We start from the raw sequence: 18065 nt of genomic DNA on the forward strand, positions 1-18065 counted from the left end.
CCGGCTTGGCGCATCATAACCTGTAACGCGTCGAGTGGCTTGTCTACAAAGGCCCAGTCACGCTGATGCTCAAAGAGCAGATTGCTAACTGGATAGTATCTGACTCCATTATCGGCTCGTGCCAGCATGGAGCCTGCAGTTGCAAGTGGATCAAGCGGAAAGTCGCGTAAGGTGAAACGCACGAGGCCTTTGTCGACGTACTCCTCCTTGAGCTTCGGCCAGGTCTCGGTATGGAATTGGGCGCAGTGGGAACACGTCAGCGAGGCATACTCGATGATGGTGCACTTTGCAGTTTCAGGACCGAGCCATAGGTCGTTAAGCGGCCCCGGTCGCATCAGGTCTGCCAATGGTATGGAGGGGGTCGCAGCTTGAGCGAGGCCTGCCAGCTGAGGCAGCGTCACCGTCGCACTCAGGGCAAAACCGCCGATCCGCATGGCATCCCGTCGAGACATCATCATAGAATCCCCAAAGATTTTCATCATAATCATCTTTCTAGAATAGCGATGGTTGTTGTCACAGATTTTAATAGCGCTATCGGCTGTCATGCGCAGATCATACGAGGCGAGTTATGCTAAAAGCCTAGTAAAAGCACAGCGTTTCAGCCAGCCATTGAAAAGTCGAGAAAAAGCCACGCTGCCTCGGTGAAGCTGACGATTGGCATTCGATCGATATTGTAGGAGTACGTCTACTGGCCTTGCGACAGGGTCGCCAGATCCAATGCAATCGGCGGCATCGGGCCATGCCCCTGTTCCGCGCGTGCGTGGTAGATACCGAGACATGTCTTTAGCAGGAACACGAGTAGTGCCGCGCTCGGCAGCTAGAGGCGTATGCGGGGCAGGATCGTTGCTCCAGCTGCCACGAGCATTGCCGTCTAGTAGAGCTGGCGCTCGATCAGGCATAGCTAGCTGGGCAGGTAGCCCAGGCCGTGCTCGAACAACAGACTGCCGCCTGTGATGGCCACCGCGGCGGCGGTGAGGGAAAGGGATACCTGAAGCGGTTCGAGGATGCGATTGCCCCCGGGCACTACGGGCATCGGATCTAACGGTCTGGCTCACGTGATACCTATCAGATGGATCAGGCAGAGGCTGATCGCGGCCAAAGCCAACAGGGAGAGCGTGACTGCAGCTGTGACCCGCCCACCGGCCTGGGCCACGACCCTCACGTCGACACCGAGGCCCAGCGCCGCCATCGAGACGATGGTAAGCATGGTGGCCACTGTGGCGATCGGGACGAGCATGACCTGCGGGATCAGGCCAAGAGAGCGTAGGCCTGCCATGCCTAGGAAGGCGAGGATGAACCAGGGAACCAAACGGTGGATCGCGACGCGGCCCGGCGCCGGCCGGTCGCCCGCCGTGACATCGGGGGCAGGTTCATCGGTCTCCTCGCGCAGCCGGCTTGCCAGCATGGACAGCATGAGAACTACGGGGCCGAGCATCAGCACACGCACAAGCTTGACGAGCGTGCCGATCTGCACGCTGAGCGCAGCCACAGAAGCAGTGGCGGCCAGCACCTGCGGCACCGCATAGACTGTCAGGCCGGCGAGCACGCCGTACTGCATGTTCGTTAAGTGCAGGAGTGGAACGAGGATGGGCAGGCCAAGCACCACGAGTACGCCGAGCACGGCGGTAAAGGCGATCGAGGCCGCCACATCTTCGCTGTCCGCACCAACTACAGGGGCGACGGCGGCGATGGCTGAGTTGCCGCAGATCGAGTTACCACAGGCCACCAGCACCGCCATGCGACGCGGAAGGCCGAAAGCTCTACCGAGGCCGTAGCTGACTGCAATCGCTATCGCCACAACGGCAGCGATGCCGATTAGTAGGGCCGGGCCGGCCGCGACGATGGTGCCAACGCTCAAGGACGCGCCGAGGAGCACGACGGCGATTTCGAGGAGCGTCTTGGCCGAGAAGGCGATGCCGTATCGCCAACGTGACGAGGGCGTCCAAATGGTGCGGATAGCCGTACCGAGGAGGATAGCCAGCACCAAAGCCTCGAGCCAAGCCCGGCCAAGCAGATCGGTCTCGACATACTCGAGCCCGATCGCGATGCCCGTGACGACGAGACAGAGCAGCAGGCCAGGTCCCACACGGCGGATCCATCCCACGAATTGCTGTCCGACAGAGGAGTTGTGAACTTTCGACGAGACGAGTGATGGGGCGGCGGACATGAATTTTGGCCTTTCGTCTGCGGCCTACCTCACATCCCGACGAGCAATCAGTCCAACTCATTAATGAGATTATTCTGTTCGTTTGATTCGATGGATACTCTTTCGTGTTCGAGTTCGCCTCAATCCGGCAACGGTTCCGATGGAGGTAAGATAAGAAATGGCACCGAGAACCCAGCGAATTATTTCTGACATGTCAATGGTCGGATCAATCCAAATAGTAATCTTTTGGCTTACAATAATTGTAGCGAGCAATTATTGCTACGATGTAGGCCTCAAATTGTGCAGTGCCTCGCAAGCGTTTTTTTCTTCCGCTGGCCGCCCCCTCGCGTGGCCTGCCCCCTGGGAAGTGGTCCTCCGTGAGGTATGGCTTCGCGCCATGTTGGAGTTGACCCCGCTTGTAGTCCACGGGCTCGCCCTCGGCGGTAAGCCCGATGCGAGTCTGGGCCTGTGCAAGGCGGCGCGTCCGGCATGCTCGCGGCGGCATCAGCTGCGGGAGTGACTCAGCGAAGGTGCGACGGCGGCAGGCACGATAATGGCAGTAGAAGCGTCGGATGCGCAGACGCAGCGTCATGGGCTGACCGACGCTCGGTAGATCGGCCGGGCAGCGTTCATAGCGGCTGTGAACGGCAGAGCTGGTCGTGCCACAGGTTGAGCAACGCCCATGCACACGTCGCGCCTGGGCGAAGACAACAAGACGACCGTCGTTCCGGATGACGCACTCGATGGTGCAGCCCGGCAGGGAAGAGGACAGGATCATCCCCCTAGTGAATCAGCCCGTGCCATCCCCCTCACCGCGACCGTTCCATGCAAAGTGCGGGAGAACCACGATGCCGAGGGAGGATTAGTGGAACACGATGCAACATCGGTATAAGCTCGAACAGACCCCAGGCTTGGCCATCCGGTTCTGCTGGTTCATGCTGCTCTCGCCCGGCGGCGTTGCGAGCGTTGCCCTCTTTCTTCGTGCCTTCGCCGGAACGCCGTAAAGGGTCCTTCTCATGCTTGCGTAATCACATCGGTATCCAAGTGCATGACCGAGCGACTACTGGACAGCTCCTCCGCGATCGCTGAGCGCATCGCAGCGCTCGGCTCGGCACATATCACGCGGTTAGAAGCTTATGCAGAAACTTTGCGCGCGTCGCACGGAGAGGTCCCACACTTCGATCCGTTCGACGGTGGGGTCGACGCCCGGCTGCTGTTTCTCCTTGCAACCCCGGGGCCGAGCTTGGCACCGATTCGATTTACCTCGCGAGACAATCCGACGGGCACAGCGAGAACTTTAAGACGGCTTTTTGCGGCCGCAGGAATTCCGCGCCGTGAAAGCGTGCTCTGGAACGCGGTACCATGGATCCTCCTGCGCAGGGGGCGGACCCTCGGCGTGCCTTCCGCACACGATAGGGCGGCGGCTCGTGCAGTTCTTCCCGATCTGCTCGAACTATTGCCTCGACTGGAGGCGGTGGTCCTTCTGGGAGCTGAAGCAAGCACCCTGGCCGATCGGGTGCAAGAACGCGTGCCGATCGTCTTTATGGCACCGCATCCAAGCCCGGCAAATCTGGCTGCAGATCAAACCGCGTTCGCTCGCCTCGAGCGCGCTTTCATGGAAGTAAGTGCCGTTAGTCGAAGGTCGGCGCAACCCACCGGCGCCCCGGACATTAAACAGAGAGCGTTACGCAGCGGGGCCATTGAATGACCGAGAAGCGCATCGTCGAGACCGTCGATCAGGCACGGCAAGGCGAGACGTCCAATCGCATGCGCTGGGTGCTGCTCGCGACGATGATTCTGACGATCGCGGGTGTCGGTGCGGCCTGGGTTTGGATCATTAACGTCTGACGGCGACGCGCGCGCCGCTCAGTGAGGCGACTTTGCGGCGAGGCAGGGCGCGACGAAGAGCTCGCCCCGGTAGGCGCCGCGCAGGGTCAGAGCGGCCACGACGACCCAGATCAGACCGAGCAGCATGACAAGGAGTGCACCGAGCCATGCGAAGCCGCTCACGCCTACCGTGTCGCCGAGCTGCAAAGTTGCGAGGCTGTAGACGCCGAGCGGGAAGATGTAGCCCCACCAGCCTAGATTGAACGGCACGCCGGCACGGACATACTGCACAGTCACCGCAAGTGAGAGCTGCAGCCACCATGCGCCGTAGCCCCACAGGATCAATGCGCCGATCAGGCCGACGAGCCGTAGCGTGTCGGGCGCAGCGGGAAGGCCGTGGCCGGCGAGGATATTTCCTCCAGTTTGTCCAAGCACCAGCAGGCCGAGCGCACCCGTTCCGAGCGGGCCGAGCGACAGCCAGCTGGATGCGGCCATCTCGCGTGGCGGTAGGTTGTGCAGCGCCATGCGCAGCACTAGGATCGCCAAAATGCTCAAAGCGAGCGGCACCGAGACGCCCCAAAGCACGAAGCTCGTGACGATTACCGCGAGCTGTTGGCTAGGATCGGACAGCACTGGCGCGAGCAATCCGCCGGTGACCGCGACGACCTCCGCGGCGACGACCGGTAGCAGCCACACGGCTGTCATCTGGTCGATGCGATGCTCTTGACGCGTGAACATCAGGTAGGGGATCGCCACCGCGCAGATCACCGAGAGCGCAACGTCAAGCCACCACAGTGGCAGCACGATGTCCGCCGGCGCGAGACCGAGACAGTTCGGCCCGAAGTTCAGGAGGCCGTTGAGCAACGTTGCCAACGACATTGGAATAGCGCCGAAGAACATCGACACAGTCGAGTCGCCGAAGATCCGGCTTGCCTCCTTGAAGAAGAAGATCCAGCGCGCCGCGTAGAGTAGACAGCAGGCCGCAAAGATGGCACCCGCCGCGACCCAGAGGCCGAACGAAACGGCGGCAAGCACCGCATGCATGGCCGACAACCGATCGAGCGCGAGCGCCACAACTCCCGTGCCCATCACCACCGTGAACCAGTTCGGCGTGAACTGCCGGATCACGTCGTGCGGATGCTGGAGCCGTGATAGAGGCTTCAGGCCAGAGCTTATGGCTAGCAGGTCGGGATCGGACAAAGGATGACTCCGCAGCCAAGTACATGCCGCAAGGTCCACTAGCACCAGGCAACGGTATGCACCGTACCATTCTTGCGAACGATCCGATCAATCTATTTTATAGATCATTTTAAGCATATTACACTGTTAGACCAAACACTTGACGACGCATAGGTTCCTTACATCGCCACACAACGCGATCTAACATGAACAAAATTAAATTTATAAAATACACGCTTAGCACTGTCATTCGAACCGTCCCTCTCGCATTTATGTCGACAACAATGTGATTAGGCGTGGAATAAGGGCTCTGACGCAATCTCGCTGATCATGGAGGCGTGAGGCCGATCAGGCGAGCTTGCAGCAGGTCAATCTTGCCGCGGCCGTACATCTGACGCTTCACCAGCTTGAGTTTGGTGATCTGCCCTTCAGTCTGGCCGTTTGACCATGGCAACGTGATCGCCGCCAGAACCGCAGGTTTGTCCTGACCCACGCCGCGGGCGAACGATGCGACGAGGCCTGTGCCAGCACGCGTGAGCCACCCTTCGAGCCTATCCGGTGCCATCGGTCGGACCATCGTCTGGAAAGCGCTCACCATCTCGCGCGCCTCCACCAGCGCCGGCACACTGCCCTCGACGGGGGCCACGGTCAGCGTCTCCGCCCTGGTCAAGCGGTCGCGACCCGTCGTCAGCCATCGCGCCAGGGTTCGTGCCGACGGCACGCGCTGCAGCCGTTCGATCTTGGCCTGCTCGGCGCGTCGACGCCGCGTCGCCCATTTCCCAACCACGCGCAGCGATCCTCGGAAGCCCTGTTCTTTCGCCCTGCGCCAAAGCTCCGTCGCGTTGCGGCTGCCAGCCTCCCACTGGGCATCGAGCCAAGGCAGATAGGCGTCGAGCGAGCTTTGTCGGACCTGGAAGACGTCGGTACGCTCGCCGCGCAGGACCGCACGCTCGTCTGCGCCAATCGCACCGCCTCAGCACGAAACTCAGGGGTAAAGGTTTGCTTCCGGTCTGCCATCGGAACCCTCCTCCTCCTCCAGGAAAAGAGCTCTCCACTCTTGCGGAGCAAGTCAAGGCACCTGGTTCTCCTTAGCGCCGGATGCCGCGCGTGACCCAATATTCACGGGGCACGCAAATTCCAAGCGGAGTTGAGAACCCCTCATGGAAGGCGATGAAATCTCGGCGCAGTTCCGCGCGGCGACTCTCGTCCAGGCTGACGGCGAGGGCCTTGGTCGGGCCGTAGCCGTTGGAGAACGTCTCCCACGCCGCCTCGGCGTTCGGTTCCCGGTAGAACGACACGCCCTTTTCGAAAGCGAGGTCGAAATCCCTGCCTAACAGCTTCTCGATCCGCTCCGTGCGGCCCCACTCGAATGGCGAGGGCGGGGCCGGAGTGGGCGGCGGTGACATGTAGGGCTTCATCACCATGAACATCTTGAACAGGTTGCTGTCCGAGAGCCAGGTGGTAAGCGCGATGCGCCCGCCCTTGCGGCAGACCCGTGCCAGCTCAGCTGCTGCGGCCTCCGGGCGGCTGGCGAACATCACACCACAGGTGGAAATCACCGCATCGAACTCGCCGTCCGCAAAAGGCAGCTTCTCAGCGTCGCCGGTCTGATAGGTGATGGATAGCCCTTCCTCTGTGGCACGCTGGGTCGCAAACGCGATCAGGTCGGCGCTGATGTCCGCGCCGATCACCTGAGCCCCGCGCTTGGCGACCAGGCGCGAGGTCCAGCCGGTGCCGGTCGCCAGGTCAAGGATCTTTTCACCGGGCTTGGGGTCGAGACGCAGCACGCAATGCTCGATGCTGTCGGCGATGCCCCGGCTGATCTCGTCATAACGTCCGCCGCCGGAGTTCCAGACGCCGGCCGGCTTCTCGTTGTGGGGCTGGATACTGCTCATGGTAGCCTCCGGATGTGAGGAACCGGCGCGCTATCGCTCGGCGTACAGCCAAGCGTCCGCGACGGCATGAACCAGGGCGAGGGAAGCGGTGGCTCCGTTAGCCTCGCCTTTCTCGAAATCCCCGGCCTGGCCCATCTGGTTGGTGACGTGCGCGAAGCACAGCACGGCCTTCGCACGCGCCTGGGCGAAGGCGTAGAGCGCTGCCGCCTCCATTTCGACCGCCAGGATGCCCGCCGCTCGCGCAGCGGTGATCGCCTCGGCGGTCTCGCGGTAGGGCGCATCGGTGGTCCAGGTCGCCCCGCGCTCGACCGGCTCCCCTACGTTTGCCAAGGCTGGACTGATCGCCGCCATCAGGGTCGGATCGGCTTCGGCGTAATCATCGGCCGGCAAGTAGTGGTAGCTGGTGCCCTCGTCGCGCAACGCCCGCTCGATCAGGATGAAATACGGCGGGGGCCGCAAGGCGGTGATCTGCCCGGACGAGGTGATGCTGACGAGCAGGCGGCAGCCTGAGGCGAACATCTGCTCCGCCACCAGAACAGCATAGGACGCGCCAACGGCACAGCCGATGATGCCGTACTCGCGCCCGCCCTGCTCGAAGCAGTCCATCTCGCTATGATAGCAGGCCCACCCATCAACGGGCCGGGCGCGGCCGGTGGCGCGCAGGTAGCGGACCATATCGCCGTCCGGGTCGAGGATGCAGACCTCGGGTACGGGGGTATCGGGAAGGTCTTTCTGGCGGCGCGCCTCGCGTAGGAGGTTTTGCGGCGTGAATGCGGACGCGGCCTTGGGGTGCTTGTCGCGCAGGATCGGCGGGAGGGCGCGGAGGTTGTGATTGCTCATGCCATTCATGCGGAGACGTGCCGGAACACGCTGAACTGGAACTGCTGCAGCGCACCCCAAGGGGTGGTGTGGGTGTGCTGCTGAGCGCTTACGGGCACGAACGCGGGGCCCAGGGTTCGGGCGAGGCTGTCGGCGTCGTAGCGCGCTACCGGCAGGCCGCTGCACCGCTCCGGTCCGTCCGGCACGAAAGTCGCCATAACGGCGTGCCCTCCGGGTTTGAGAAAGCGCCGCAGGCGGGACAGGTACGCCACCCGGTCGACCTCCTCGACTAGAAAATGGAACGTCGCCCGGTCGTGCCACACGTCATAGGTCTGCGGTGGCTCCCAAGTGGTCACGTCGGCGGCGATCCAGCAGATACGCCCGGCCGCCTCGCCCATTCGCGCCTTTGCAGCGGTCAGGGCTGCTTCGGACAGGTCAACTACGGTGATGTTTTGAAAGCCGCGCTCCAAGAGGGCGTCCGCGAGGCATGACGCCCCCCCGCCCAGGTCCACGATGGCGGCTTCCGGAGAGGCAGCAGCCTGCGTGATAAGGTCGAGAGACGGCTGGGGGCTGTCCTGAAACCAGCTCACCTCGCGCTCGCCCTTGGCGGTGTAGGTGCGTTGCCAATGAGTGCGACGGTCCTCCGCGTCCATGGCGGCTACCATCCGGCTCGCAAAATGCGTTGCTTCCTCATAGACTTGTCCTCCTCCCTTGAGAGGCTCAAACTCATTCAATCGTTCTGCTGAATGTTCTGACGTTGAGAGGTGTCGTGTCAAGTGTGGGACCGAAACAGGCGATCTTCGCCAGCCTGGCCGAAATCGCGCAGGCGCTCGGTCACGCGAACCGATTGGAACTCCTAGAGCACCTGGGCCAGGGCGAGCGCAGCGTGGAGGAGTTGGCCGCAAGGGCCTCGCTGACGTTCGCCAACGCCTCTCGGCACCTGCAAATCCTGCGGCGGGCCTCCCTGGTCGCGACGCGCCGCGACGGCAAGCGTGTGCTCTACCGCCTGGCTGGGGAAGGTGAGGTGATCGCGTTGCTGAAAGCTCTCAGCCAGGTTGGCGAGCGCAATATGGCGGAGGTCGAGCGGGTGATGACCGCCTACTTCCGCGCCCGCGATGCGATGGAGCCGGTCTCCCGGTCCGAGTTGACCGAGCGCCTGGAAAGCGAGCTGGTAACGGTGCTGGATGTGCGCCCGGAAAGCGAGTTCCGGTTGGGGCATTTGCCGCGCGCGCTCAACATCCCCTGGCCGGAACTGGAGCAGCGATTAAACGAGCTGCCGCCGGATCGTGAGGTGGTTGCCTACTGCCGGGGGCCGTACTGCGTTCTGTCGTTCGAGACGGTCGCGGTCCTCCGCGCGCGCGGCTTCACGGTGCACCGGCTGGAGGACGGTTTTCCGGAGTGGAAGGCTGCTGGGCTACCGGTTGAGGCCGCATAACGCTTCTAGTCCTGGCTCTTACGGTCCGCTGCATCCGTTATGCGACCAGCACAACATATTGATCGCGCAAAATGGTACGGTTTCGCGCGGTTGCAGCCTGCCCGACAAGCCTTTGACAGAACACAGTCCCGATCGCGCAGAAGGGTGCGCTCAAAACGGCTCGATTAGGGTATGCGGATCGCAACTCGCACCATCGGTTCGTTATGGATGCGCCTTTAACGGACCGCTATTCTCGGCTGCTCTAACCTAATTCGGACCTTCAAAAGGGTTGGGCTATCACATCGGAGCATCGAGCATATCGAGGACCGGGCAGGCAGGCGTCGGCGTACCGCTGCACTGGTCGATCGTGTTGCTCAGGATGCTCTCAAGCCGTGCGAGATGGGCGAGTTTGGTGCGGACCTCGGATAGGTGCGCACTGGCAATGTCCCGGACCTCGGCACAGGATCGGTGACCGGGCGCGGCCAACGTCAGCAAGGCCCGGATATCCTCGATCCCGAAACCCAACGCGCGAGCGTGACGGATGAACGCCAAGCGCTGGACGTGGGCCGAATCGTAGGCCCGGTGACCGCCTCCGGTGCGGGCAGGCGGTGGCATGAGCCCGATGCGCTCGTAGTAGCGGACCGTCTCCAGATTGACCCCGGCTGCCGCCGCAAGCTGCCCGATGGAGAGGCCGCGCGGACCCGTGACCATTTTCCTCTTGATCCCGTAGTGGCTACGGGATGCAGAGTGGCACGATCATGACCGACACACCATCCATAGCGGCCTCTGCGAGATCCGCCCCACGTCCGCGGGACAGCCTGCCGGTTCCTGCGGGGAGCTGGTTTGCCGGGCTGGGCACGGTCGCCGGGCTGGGGGCGCTTGCGGCATCATCCTGCTGCGCCCTGCCGATGGCGCTCGCCGGTCTCGGCGCGACGGGGGCTGTGTTCGGCGGGTTGACGATGTTGGCGAGCATACGGCCGCTCCTGCTCGGCGGGGCCGCTCTGGCCCTCCTTGTGGGCTGGGCGCTGTTCTTCCGCCGCCGGGCAACGGCCTGCGCCATGGCTGGTCCATATGCCAGCACCGGACCATCACGGCGCACGGCTGTCTTGCTCGGGATGGGGACGGCGCTGGTTGCCTTGGCGCTTGTATGGGAACCCTACCTTGAGCCCGCGGTGCTCAGGGCCATGCGGTGAAGCGGATGCAGCTTCAGTCCACTCTCACATGCCCCCGCTGCGGCCATCAGGCGACGGAAACGATGCCGACCGACGCATGCCAGTTCTTCTACGAGTGCACCGGATGCGGTGCGCTCCTGCGCCCGAATGCAGGCGACTGCTGCGTCTTCTGTTCCTTCGGCGACGTACCCTGTCCGCCGATCCAAGAGGCCCGTGAGAGCGGACAACCTGCGCGCTGCTGCTCGGAATCATAGCGACCAACCCAACCGAACATAGCTGCTGCCCACCCGAGGCAGTCGATCCTCATGGTTCGATTTGGGTATGCCTCAATCGAACTGGACGATTAGCAGTCTCATATAATCAGCTTGACCATTCAAATCGAACCACTATCATGATACCTATTCTAATCGAACCGGTTGGCGGGTTTCATGTTCGTCCGCGCCTATTTGCGCGCTTCCACCTCCGAACAGGACGCGACCCGGGCGCGGGCGCAGCTCGACGCCTTCGCGCATGAGCGCGGCCTGGCGATCGCGGCGGCCTATGTCGAGAACGAGAGCGGGGCGACGCTGGCCCGGCCGGAACTTTTCCGCCTTCTGAAGGACTGCCGACCGGGGGACGTGCTGCTGATCGAGCAGGTCGACCGCCTGTCCCGCCTAACCTCAGACGATTGGACGAAGCTCCGGGCGGAGATCGACGCCAAGCGCGTGCGGATCGTGGCGCTCGACCTGCCGACCTCTTGGAGCCTGGCGACGCCGGCCGACGAGTTCACGGGTCGGGTCTTTCAGGCAATCAATGGCATGCTACTCGATGTCCTCGCGGCGGTCGCCCGCAAGGATTACGACGATCGGCGCCGTCGCCAGGCGCAAGGGCAGGCCCGGGCAAAGGCTGCGGGCCTATACAGAGGCCGCCAGGAGGATACGAAGCGGAATGAGGGCATCGCGGCCATGCTGAAAGCCGGTTCGCCCTGGAGCCAGATCCAGGCCGCCACCGGATGCAGCCGCTCGACCCTTGCCCGGATCGCCAAGCGGGTGAAGGCTGGCCTGATGCAGGACGCGGGTCACTGATGCCGATCCGTCGCGAGCATCGCTACTTCTACCCGATCGACTGGAAGCAACTCTCGGCCATGATCCGCTTCGTGCGGGCAGAGGGTCGGTGCGAGGGATGCGGCCGGCCGCACATGGAGGATGTGCAGCACCTAGGCGACGGCAGATGGTGGGATGCCGAAGCAGAGCGGTGGCGTGATGATCGAGGTCGCTTCGTGCGTCGCGCCTTATCCCTTCCCGAGAGCATGGAGCCGGGACTGGTGAAGGTGACGCGCGTAGTGCTGGCGACGGCACATCGCAACCACGATACAGCCGACAACACAGACGCCAACCTCGTGGCGTTCTGCCAACGGTGTCACATGAACCACGATCGGCCGGAGCATCAGCGGTGCAGGCGGGTGACCCTTCGTGCCCGTAAGGCGATAGGCGATTTGTTCGGCGGAACTGGTTGATAGCGAGCCGCCGACCTTTCCGAACAAAAACTCGTCACTGCCCAGTCGATGCCCTGGGTGGATGCCCGCGCTCGTCCCACATGGATGATCGACACCCGTTGAGGAGTACCCGCATGGCATCACACGCTCGAACGGGAGGCCTATCGCCACTCCAGGCTGCGGCCCTGGCGGTCGGCGCTGTCACGGCAGCCCTACTCATCGGGCGGCGCGCTAGCCCGACGCCTGACCACCCCCGGACAAGGCGCTGGTATCGACACCTTTCAAAGCCAGACTACACACCGCCGTCGCCGGTCTACCCGGTTGCCTGGACGGGCATCCAGGCGTCGCTCGCCTATGGCGGTTATCGACTGCTTCGCGCTGAGGGATCGCCTGAGCGGACGACGGCTTTGGCGTTCTGGGCCGCGAACCAAATCGGTATCGCCGGCTGGAGCGAAGTCTTCTTTGGTCAGCGATCGACGGGATGGGCCACCGTCACATCGGCCGCCCTAGGCGCAAGCGCAGTCGGTTACGTGGCAACGGCCGGTCAGGTCGATAAGACCGCAGGCCAGCTTGGCATTCCACTGGTGGCCTGGGTATCGTTCGCGACGCTGCTCGCCGAAGAGATCTGGCGAAAGAACGACTAATCGACCGAGCTATCTTATGCCATTGTTTCGCTGTTCGGCAGAGCGCGCAACAGGGCCGATGCTAAACTCAAGACTTCCGCACCATGCCGCACACGTTGAAGTCGTTGGGCTTCTTCGGTGCAGATTGCCGGTGCGAATTACGCCTTAAAGCCGAGGGTGCGATAGAGGTCGAAGTCTTTGATCCAAACCTGGCCGAACGAGTTGCAGACATCCGGCACCTTGCGGTTGGCCCGCTTCTTAGAGGGAGCAGAAACTTCCTTTGTCACGATCGTGCGATTGGGCGCGGCAAGGCCGTAGGCGACCAAAAACATATCCTGACCGATCTTCTCAATTTCGGTGTCGGTGAGGTTCGGGCCATAGCCGCTATCAAGAACGTCGTTCAGTATCGCGGGGTCGGCTTCCTCATCCAGGATCAGTGCGGCCTTTACGTCCTTGTCGTTGATCCACTGGCCGAGCTGGGTCCGCGAGCCACAGACTTCCTGCCAGATTTCGAGTGGCATTTTGACATGCCCCGCCTGGCATTGGCCAAGCAGCCAATCCCAGAACTGCGGTACGAGGTCGAAGCCGTAATATTCTTCATCCGCTCGGATCAACACGTTCGCATCAAGGAGGTAGAGCAATCAGTCCCTCCCGATGCCGGGCACCATGGCACCCCTGGCATATTCGTATCGTTTGATAAGTGGCTCGACGACGCCTGGACTGACACCCAAGACTTTCGCGGCCTTAGTGTGTGACAGGAGGTTATCGCGGACGGACCGCTGCACCAGCCCGACAAGCGCAGCACCTAGCTTGAACTGCTTGACGGTGTAGTAGCTGGGGCCGCCTTCGGACTCCTTGGCGTCGTCCTTGGCACGCGCCTTCTGGCCTTGCCAGCGAGCGGCGTACTGGCTGGCAAGGTCGCGATAGGCCGGACCGCTGATCCACTTCATGCGGTGCATGCGATAGGCAACCATAGGCTCACTGACGCGCCAAGCCTCTGCCATTCTGGCGATGGCAGCCATGGCGCGCGGCAGATCGGCCGGGGTGAAGTCCGGTCCGGCGGCGAACGCCTGGTCGGGCAGCAGGAACCGCCCGGCGACATCGTTGCAGAACAGCTCGATGGCACCTTGGGGCGTCTTGGCCTCGCCTTCTCCGACCATGCCGCTGACGCCGGTTTGGCCCAACCAGATATGCGCCAGCTCATGCAGGAGCGTGAAGGCACGAGCGGCTTTGGCGTCCTGATCGTTGATGACCACGAACGGCGCAACGCGATCCGCAATGGCGAAGCCTCGGAACACGCGCTCGCTGATCGTGTGGTGATGCGATCCTAGGTCCCCGACTAGGAGGACAAACACGCCGATGTGTTCGGACCGGCTACGAAGATCCTTGAACAGGTCGTCGGCCGAGCCGTTGCGGCGGCTCAGCGTATCAAGCCGGATTTCCAGCTTTGCGGCGATGCTGTCGATGACAGCCTGAACGCCCTGCTGGACGGTGGCGGAGCCGACGAAATCAAGCGGTGCGGCCTCGTCCTCATCTTCGAGGATGCTTTTGACCATCTCCTGCCGCGCCCGGATGTCCCGGAGCAGCGCGTCCAGCTTGGCGCTCTCGCGCGGCGGCACGTCGAAAGGCAGGGTGCGGAAGTCCTCGCCCCGCGAAGCCTGGGCCGGGGGCTGTTTGAGATAGAAGGTCACAACCGGGCGGCGATAGACACTCGCGATCTTGGCGAGCTGGTTGCGGGTCGGAAACCGCTCGCCGCTTTCAAGGGCCTGCAACTTCTCGGCGGCGGAGCTGACCGCGCTCGGCTGGATGCCGATCTTGCTGGCCGCGTCCTCAAGGGACAGGCCAGCCGACTGCCGCGCCCATGCCAGGATACTCGGGTTGATGTTCTCGGCTCTCTCCATGGCTGGCTATAGCCTCGCGCCAGTGGCGTTGATGTGCCGACGTAGCGTCGCAGGCGCGACGCCGACCAAGCGGGCAATCTCCGCCCTGCCCTTGCCATCCTCAATCAGACGGACGGCAAGCTCTCGCTTCTCCAGTGTGAAGGAAGGCGGACGCCCTGCCCGCTTGCCGCGCCGCTTGGCGGCTTTCAGCCCAGCCTTGGTGCGTTCGGAAATCAGGTCGCGCTCTAGCTGGGCCAGGACGCTCATGATGCCATACAGCGCCTTGCCTGCGGCCGTGCGGGTATCCATCCCGTCCATGATCGAGTGAAACTCGACGCCGCGCCCGTGCAGCTCGTCCAGAAGCAGGGCAAGCCCGGCCGTGGTGCGGCCGAGGCGGTCGATCCGCCAGACGGTCAGCATGTCACCGGCCTTGGCCGCTGCCAGGGCGGCGGCGAGGCCGGGCCGCTTCATGGCGGTGCCGGAAACGCCCTGGTCGTCATAGACGACATCGCACCCGTTCGCCTGCAACGCGTCATGCTGCAAGGCTAGAGTCTGCTCGTCGGTGGAGACACGGGCATAGCCGGTTTTCATGCTTAAATTATAAGCGCACGTTTTCGCGCGATCCAGCCTTAAATTTCGCAATGGCTTAGCGGGTGGCCGAAAAGCCGCTCAAAAACGGTTCTATTCAAGCGGTCGGGTTATCGTGACGGGTGGGAGAAAGGTCGACTATTCTTTTCTCTTACTGCTTCCCGGCCCGCCGTGCGCGTCGCCGTTCTACAGTCGCTACGGCTTCAGTGCCATTTGCCTCCATCCAGGCATCTACAGCTTGGCGGAGAAGCTCCTGGATTTGAATGCCTTCATCTAACGCAGCCTGCTTGATTTCATCGTGTCGCTGCGGCTCAACATAGTAGCCGAGGAACCGCTTTCCCTCGCGCGTAGTCTTGGCCGGAACCGGCTCCGCTACTGCCGGTACGACCGGCGGTACAGCCTTTGCCTTTTCTGGGGCTTTCAACGACTCGGCCACCTGCGCAGCCATCGACAGGGGGTTCGGCTTAGCCATCACACAATCTCACTCGCATTCTTGCGTGTCCGTGTCTTAGCACGCAGGCTAGCTTGTTTTGAAACATGCTTCCACACAGCTCGTACGTCGAGGGCCCCCTTCCCTTCCGGCTCGACCTCAATCGCGGTCTGGCCGGCGTCGGCTGACCGCGGGAACACCTTCAGATCGTGGATTACAGATCGCAAAATCGGCATACCGATGTGATTCAGCTCGCGGCGGATCCGGGCCGCCTCGCGGTCACTGCGATTTCCGACCCTGTTGAGCACCACGCAAGTTGGCTTGTTGGCCTGTGTGGCAGCACGCACCGTGCGGGTGACGGCCTTCAGATCGAACAGGGCGACGCCGGTCGGTATCACGACAGCATCTGCTACCGCCAGGGCGGCTTCCACCTCATCTGTCGCGTTGGGCGGGGTGTCGATCAACATTAGATCTAGGCCGAGCCCGCGCCCGGCCTCAACAATCTGCGCCACCGCGCGGGGCTTGGCGTCAGATACGAACGGCTGCTCGGCTTCCCGCCGGTCTGACCACTCAGACAACGACGACTGCGGGTCGAGATCGATAATGCCGACCTTATGACCGTCCTCAATCGCTGCGGCGGCAAGGTTGATCGTTAGGGTGCTTTTGCCGACCCCACCCTTCCAGGCTAGCAACGCAACCACCTTCATCAGTGTGACCCCACACAGGTTGTCCGGCACAGCTACCGACAATCCTACATCTACACCATCCAAACTGCCGGAACGTCAACATGAATGAAAAAACACAAGCTAGCTTGTGTGGAAATGTGGTTGCATGGAATGCGTATCAAGCGCAGTGAGTGAACCGGCAACATTGACTTAGCCGTGCGACCCAGCCGACATGCCATGTCCGGCTGACGCGCTCTCTGTGCGAGTCGTCGGGAGCATCAGGAGACCACGCCGCCGCAAGTCGACCTCTGAAAAGCCAACGGCCCCCCAGTCGCCAAACTGGAGGGCCGTCGAAATCGAAAAGGGCCTGTGGGGCCACAACGCACTCCCCACAAGCCATGAGACGCCCCCGGGCGTCAAGCGGGAACGCCAATTCTCGCGACGATGAGGCTTTGCCCTGTGGACCGGACGCCCCTGCGGTGGCCCGGAACGACCTGTTGCGGCCCGATGAGGGCCGAGAGACGTGTTTGTAGACGAGATCCGCCGCGCCATTGAGGCGTCGAGCCGAATCACCCTGCCGCAAGTGACGGCGCTGCTGTGGCGCGCCTTCGGGGAGGGGAAGGTCACGGAAGCTGAGGCCGAAGCGCTGTCTGGGCTGATCGAGGCGCGCACGGACGCGCCTGCGGCTCGCAGGCTACCGGCGAGCTCGCGACCCAGCACCGACGCTGCAATCTCATCCCCGACCCAGGACAGAGCAAAACCTCCCAAGAGAGATATCGGCTCGCGCCCTCGCACGGACTCCTCTCTGAAGCGCCGCCGCCGCTGGGCCGCCTCGGGGCGGCTTCCGCCGGGGCTCGCGGCGCAGTTCACCGTGGCCGAGCAGGCGGTGCTGGCCCTGGTCGCCACGGAAACCTCAAAACGAGGCGATTGCCGACTGGCCGTGGGGCAGCTCGCGGCGATCGCGGGCGTGGCCGAGACCACCGTCCGCAACGCCCTGCGCGAGGCTAAGAAGCTCGGGCTAGTCACCGTCGAGGAGCGGCGGGTGACGGGCTTCAGGAACGACACCAACGTCGTGCGCATCGTCTCACCCGAGTGGCAGGCCTGGATGCGGCTGGCGCGTAAGCCGGGCAGAGAACTCTCGGGTGCTGAGGTTCACCGGGCCACGCTGAGCAGTGGGGGAGGGTGCAAATCCGCGAAGCGCACGAGTACTGAAGTTCTAATCCTGTCAGAATCGGGGGAAACGGACCCGTCAAAATGCTGCCGACGGGCAGCGAGTGACCTCGACCGATCAGACCGAACGCGAATCCGCGTGGGTCGTGGCACGGGCCGAGCCATGCGCTGAGGGTCTGAGCTCGTACGGTCTGACGAACGCCCCTCTCTCCTCGGGAGGAGGCTTGGGCTTCTTCGACCAGAAGCCCATCAGCTTTCTACTGACCGAACGCCATCCCCGCGCAGGCCCTGGGAGGACGATCCATTTCGCTCTACGCTCACGCATCCGATCCGAGCGTCGAACCGCACCATGCCGATCCGGCGCGAGCACCGCTTCTTCTACCCGATCGACTGGCCGCAGCTCTCGGCCGCGATCCGGTTCGGGCGTGCCCGGGGCGCTTGCGAGGGTTGTAGGCGACCGCACGGGCGAACCGTGGTCCACCTCGGCGATGGCCGCTGGTGGGACGAGGCGGTCGCCGCCTGGCGTGACGGGCGAGGGCGGCGGGTGCGCGTCGCGCCCGGGGCGGTCGACATCCTCGGGAGCGTGCGTCGGACCCGGGTGGTGCTGGCCGCGGCCCACCGCGACCACGACACCGCCAACAACGCGAACGCCAATCTCGCCGCGTTCTGTCAGCGCTGCCACATGATCCACGATCGGCCCGAGCACCGTCGCCGCCGCTGGACCACTCTGTTCCGACGCAAAGCGCTGGGTGACCTGTTCCGCGGGCCCTACGGGTGATCCCA

20 protein-coding genes and 2 pseudogenes are annotated in these 18065 nt (G+C 63.1%); 8 read left to right on the forward strand and 14 right to left on the reverse strand.

Annotation, left to right across the window (positions count from 1 at the left end; translation table 11 throughout):
- The 3 genes and pseudogenes from WYO_RS30315 to WYO_RS30320 all read right to left on the reverse strand — a co-directional run.
- Positions 1 to 455: thioredoxin domain-containing protein (locus tag WYO_RS30315; protein ID WP_081497063.1), on the reverse strand; the 455-nt coding region annotated here is incomplete at its 3' end.
- Between the two features lie 596 nt (positions 456 to 1051).
- Positions 1052 to 2167: a YeiH family protein gene (locus WYO_RS27435; RefSeq protein ID WP_007568908.1), complete on the reverse strand. Its 1116-nt coding sequence runs from the start codon at positions 2165 to 2167 to the stop codon at positions 1052 to 1054.
- Positions 2168 to 2591: 424 nt separating this feature from the next.
- Positions 2592 to 2924 (reverse strand): annotated as a pseudogene (locus WYO_RS30320) (transposase family protein); the annotation flags it as partial.
- 926 nt (positions 2925 to 3850) lie between these two features.
- Between WYO_RS30320 and WYO_RS31845 the strand changes: the two are divergent.
- Entirely contained in the window at positions 3851 to 3994 is a 144-nt protein-coding gene (locus tag WYO_RS31845) for a hypothetical protein (protein ID WP_165486584.1), read from the forward strand.
- 18 nt (positions 3995 to 4012) lie between these two features.
- Here WYO_RS31845 and WYO_RS27440 read toward each other — a convergent pair whose 3' ends face one another.
- The 5 genes and pseudogenes from WYO_RS27440 to WYO_RS27460 all read right to left on the reverse strand — a co-directional run bounded on the left by WYO_RS27440 (position 4013) and on the right by WYO_RS27460 (position 8519).
- Entirely contained in the window at positions 4013 to 5173 is a 1161-nt protein-coding gene (locus tag WYO_RS27440; protein WP_007568910.1) for a TDT family transporter, read from the reverse strand.
- Between the two features lie 307 nt (positions 5174 to 5480).
- A pseudogene (locus WYO_RS27445) lies at positions 5481 to 6101 on the reverse strand (transposase); the annotation flags it as partial.
- Positions 6102 to 6240: 139 nt separating this feature from the next.
- Positions 6241 to 7047, reverse strand: coding sequence for a class I SAM-dependent methyltransferase (locus tag WYO_RS27450; RefSeq protein ID WP_007568914.1), 807 nt, complete (start codon positions 7045 to 7047; stop codon positions 6241 to 6243).
- 30 nt (positions 7048 to 7077) lie between these two features.
- On the reverse strand, positions 7078 to 7887 hold the full coding sequence (locus tag WYO_RS27455; protein ID WP_039904490.1) for a nucleoside phosphorylase: 810 nt from the start codon (positions 7885 to 7887) through the stop codon (positions 7078 to 7080).
- 5 nt (positions 7888 to 7892) lie between these two features.
- Positions 7893 to 8519 carry a class I SAM-dependent methyltransferase gene (locus WYO_RS27460; protein WP_007568917.1) on the reverse strand — a complete coding sequence of 209 codons (627 nt, stop codon included), beginning with the start codon at positions 8517 to 8519 and terminating at the stop codon, positions 7893 to 7895.
- 116 nt (positions 8520 to 8635) lie between these two features.
- On the opposite strand from WYO_RS27460, the gene WYO_RS27465 reads away from it, so the two are divergent.
- Positions 8636 to 9301 (forward strand): metalloregulator ArsR/SmtB family transcription factor, encoded by a 666-nt coding sequence (locus tag WYO_RS27465; RefSeq protein ID WP_007568919.1) that lies wholly within the window; start codon positions 8636 to 8638, stop codon positions 9299 to 9301.
- Positions 9302 to 9577: 276 nt separating this feature from the next.
- Here the strand turns inward: WYO_RS27465 and WYO_RS27470 are convergent, their stop codons facing one another.
- Positions 9578 to 9991 (reverse strand): helix-turn-helix domain-containing protein, encoded by a 414-nt coding sequence (locus WYO_RS27470; RefSeq protein WP_007568921.1) that lies wholly within the window; start codon positions 9989 to 9991, stop codon positions 9578 to 9580.
- 487 nt (positions 9992 to 10478) lie between these two features.
- Here WYO_RS27470 and WYO_RS32285 point away from each other — a divergent pair, with 487 nt between their 5' ends.
- From WYO_RS32285 to WYO_RS30340, 4 genes are all read left to right on the forward strand, one after another.
- Positions 10479 to 10706: a GDCCVxC domain-containing (seleno)protein gene (locus WYO_RS32285; protein WP_081497060.1), complete on the forward strand. Its 228-nt coding sequence runs from the start codon at positions 10479 to 10481 to the stop codon at positions 10704 to 10706.
- A gap of 174 nt (positions 10707 to 10880) precedes the next feature.
- Positions 10881 to 11516 (forward strand): recombinase family protein, encoded by a 636-nt coding sequence (locus WYO_RS27480; RefSeq protein WP_007568925.1) that lies wholly within the window; start codon positions 10881 to 10883, stop codon positions 11514 to 11516.
- Positions 11516 to 11947 carry a hypothetical protein gene (locus WYO_RS30335; protein ID WP_007568927.1) on the forward strand — a complete coding sequence of 144 codons (432 nt, stop codon included), beginning with the start codon at positions 11516 to 11518 and terminating at the stop codon, positions 11945 to 11947. The genes WYO_RS27480 and WYO_RS30335 overlap by 1 nt, the downstream gene beginning before the upstream one ends.
- Positions 11948 to 12060: 113 nt before the next feature.
- Entirely contained in the window at positions 12061 to 12570 is a 510-nt protein-coding gene (locus WYO_RS30340; protein WP_165486585.1) for a TspO/MBR family protein, read from the forward strand.
- A gap of 137 nt (positions 12571 to 12707) precedes the next feature.
- On the opposite strand, the gene WYO_RS27485 is transcribed toward WYO_RS30340, so the two are convergent.
- The 5 genes from WYO_RS27485 to WYO_RS27500 all read right to left on the reverse strand — a co-directional run bounded on the left by WYO_RS27485 (position 12708) and on the right by WYO_RS27500 (position 16184).
- Positions 12708 to 13190 carry a DUF4411 family protein gene (locus WYO_RS27485; RefSeq protein ID WP_007568929.1) on the reverse strand — a complete coding sequence of 161 codons (483 nt, stop codon included), beginning with the start codon at positions 13188 to 13190 and terminating at the stop codon, positions 12708 to 12710.
- The gene (locus WYO_RS27490; protein ID WP_007568932.1) at positions 13191 to 14450 is read right to left on the reverse strand and encodes an XRE family transcriptional regulator; all 1260 of its coding nucleotides are present in this window, start codon (positions 14448 to 14450) and stop codon (positions 13191 to 13193) included.
- A gap of 6 nt (positions 14451 to 14456) precedes the next feature.
- On the reverse strand, positions 14457 to 15020 hold the full coding sequence (locus WYO_RS27495; protein ID WP_007568934.1) for a recombinase family protein: 564 nt from the start codon (positions 15018 to 15020) through the stop codon (positions 14457 to 14459).
- 148 nt (positions 15021 to 15168) lie between these two features.
- Complete coding sequence (locus tag WYO_RS30345) at positions 15169 to 15489, reverse strand: ribbon-helix-helix domain-containing protein (RefSeq protein WP_078947311.1); 321 nt, start codon at positions 15487 to 15489, stop codon at positions 15169 to 15171.
- A complete protein-coding gene (locus WYO_RS27500) occupies positions 15489 to 16184 on the reverse strand; it encodes a ParA family protein (RefSeq protein ID WP_007568936.1) in 696 nt (231 codons plus the stop codon). Before WYO_RS27500 ends, WYO_RS30345 begins: the two co-directional genes overlap by 1 nt.
- Positions 16185 to 16635: 451 nt before the next feature.
- Between WYO_RS27500 and WYO_RS30350 the strand changes: the two genes are divergently transcribed.
- Together WYO_RS30350 and WYO_RS27505 are read left to right on the forward strand one after the other, a co-directional pair.
- Positions 16636 to 17454, forward strand: coding sequence for a GntR family transcriptional regulator (locus tag WYO_RS30350; protein ID WP_007568938.1), 819 nt, complete (start codon positions 16636 to 16638; stop codon positions 17452 to 17454).
- 177 nt (positions 17455 to 17631) lie between these two features.
- Complete coding sequence (locus WYO_RS27505; RefSeq protein WP_007568940.1) at positions 17632 to 18060, forward strand: hypothetical protein; 429 nt, start codon at positions 17632 to 17634, stop codon at positions 18058 to 18060.
- The last annotated feature ends 5 nt before the right edge of the window (positions 18061 to 18065 follow it).

Origin of the sequence: Methylobacterium sp. GXF4, from assembly GCF_000272495.1 — a bacterium.
In the GTDB taxonomy this organism is placed as follows: domain Bacteria; phylum Pseudomonadota; class Alphaproteobacteria; order Rhizobiales; family Beijerinckiaceae; genus Methylobacterium; species Methylobacterium brachiatum.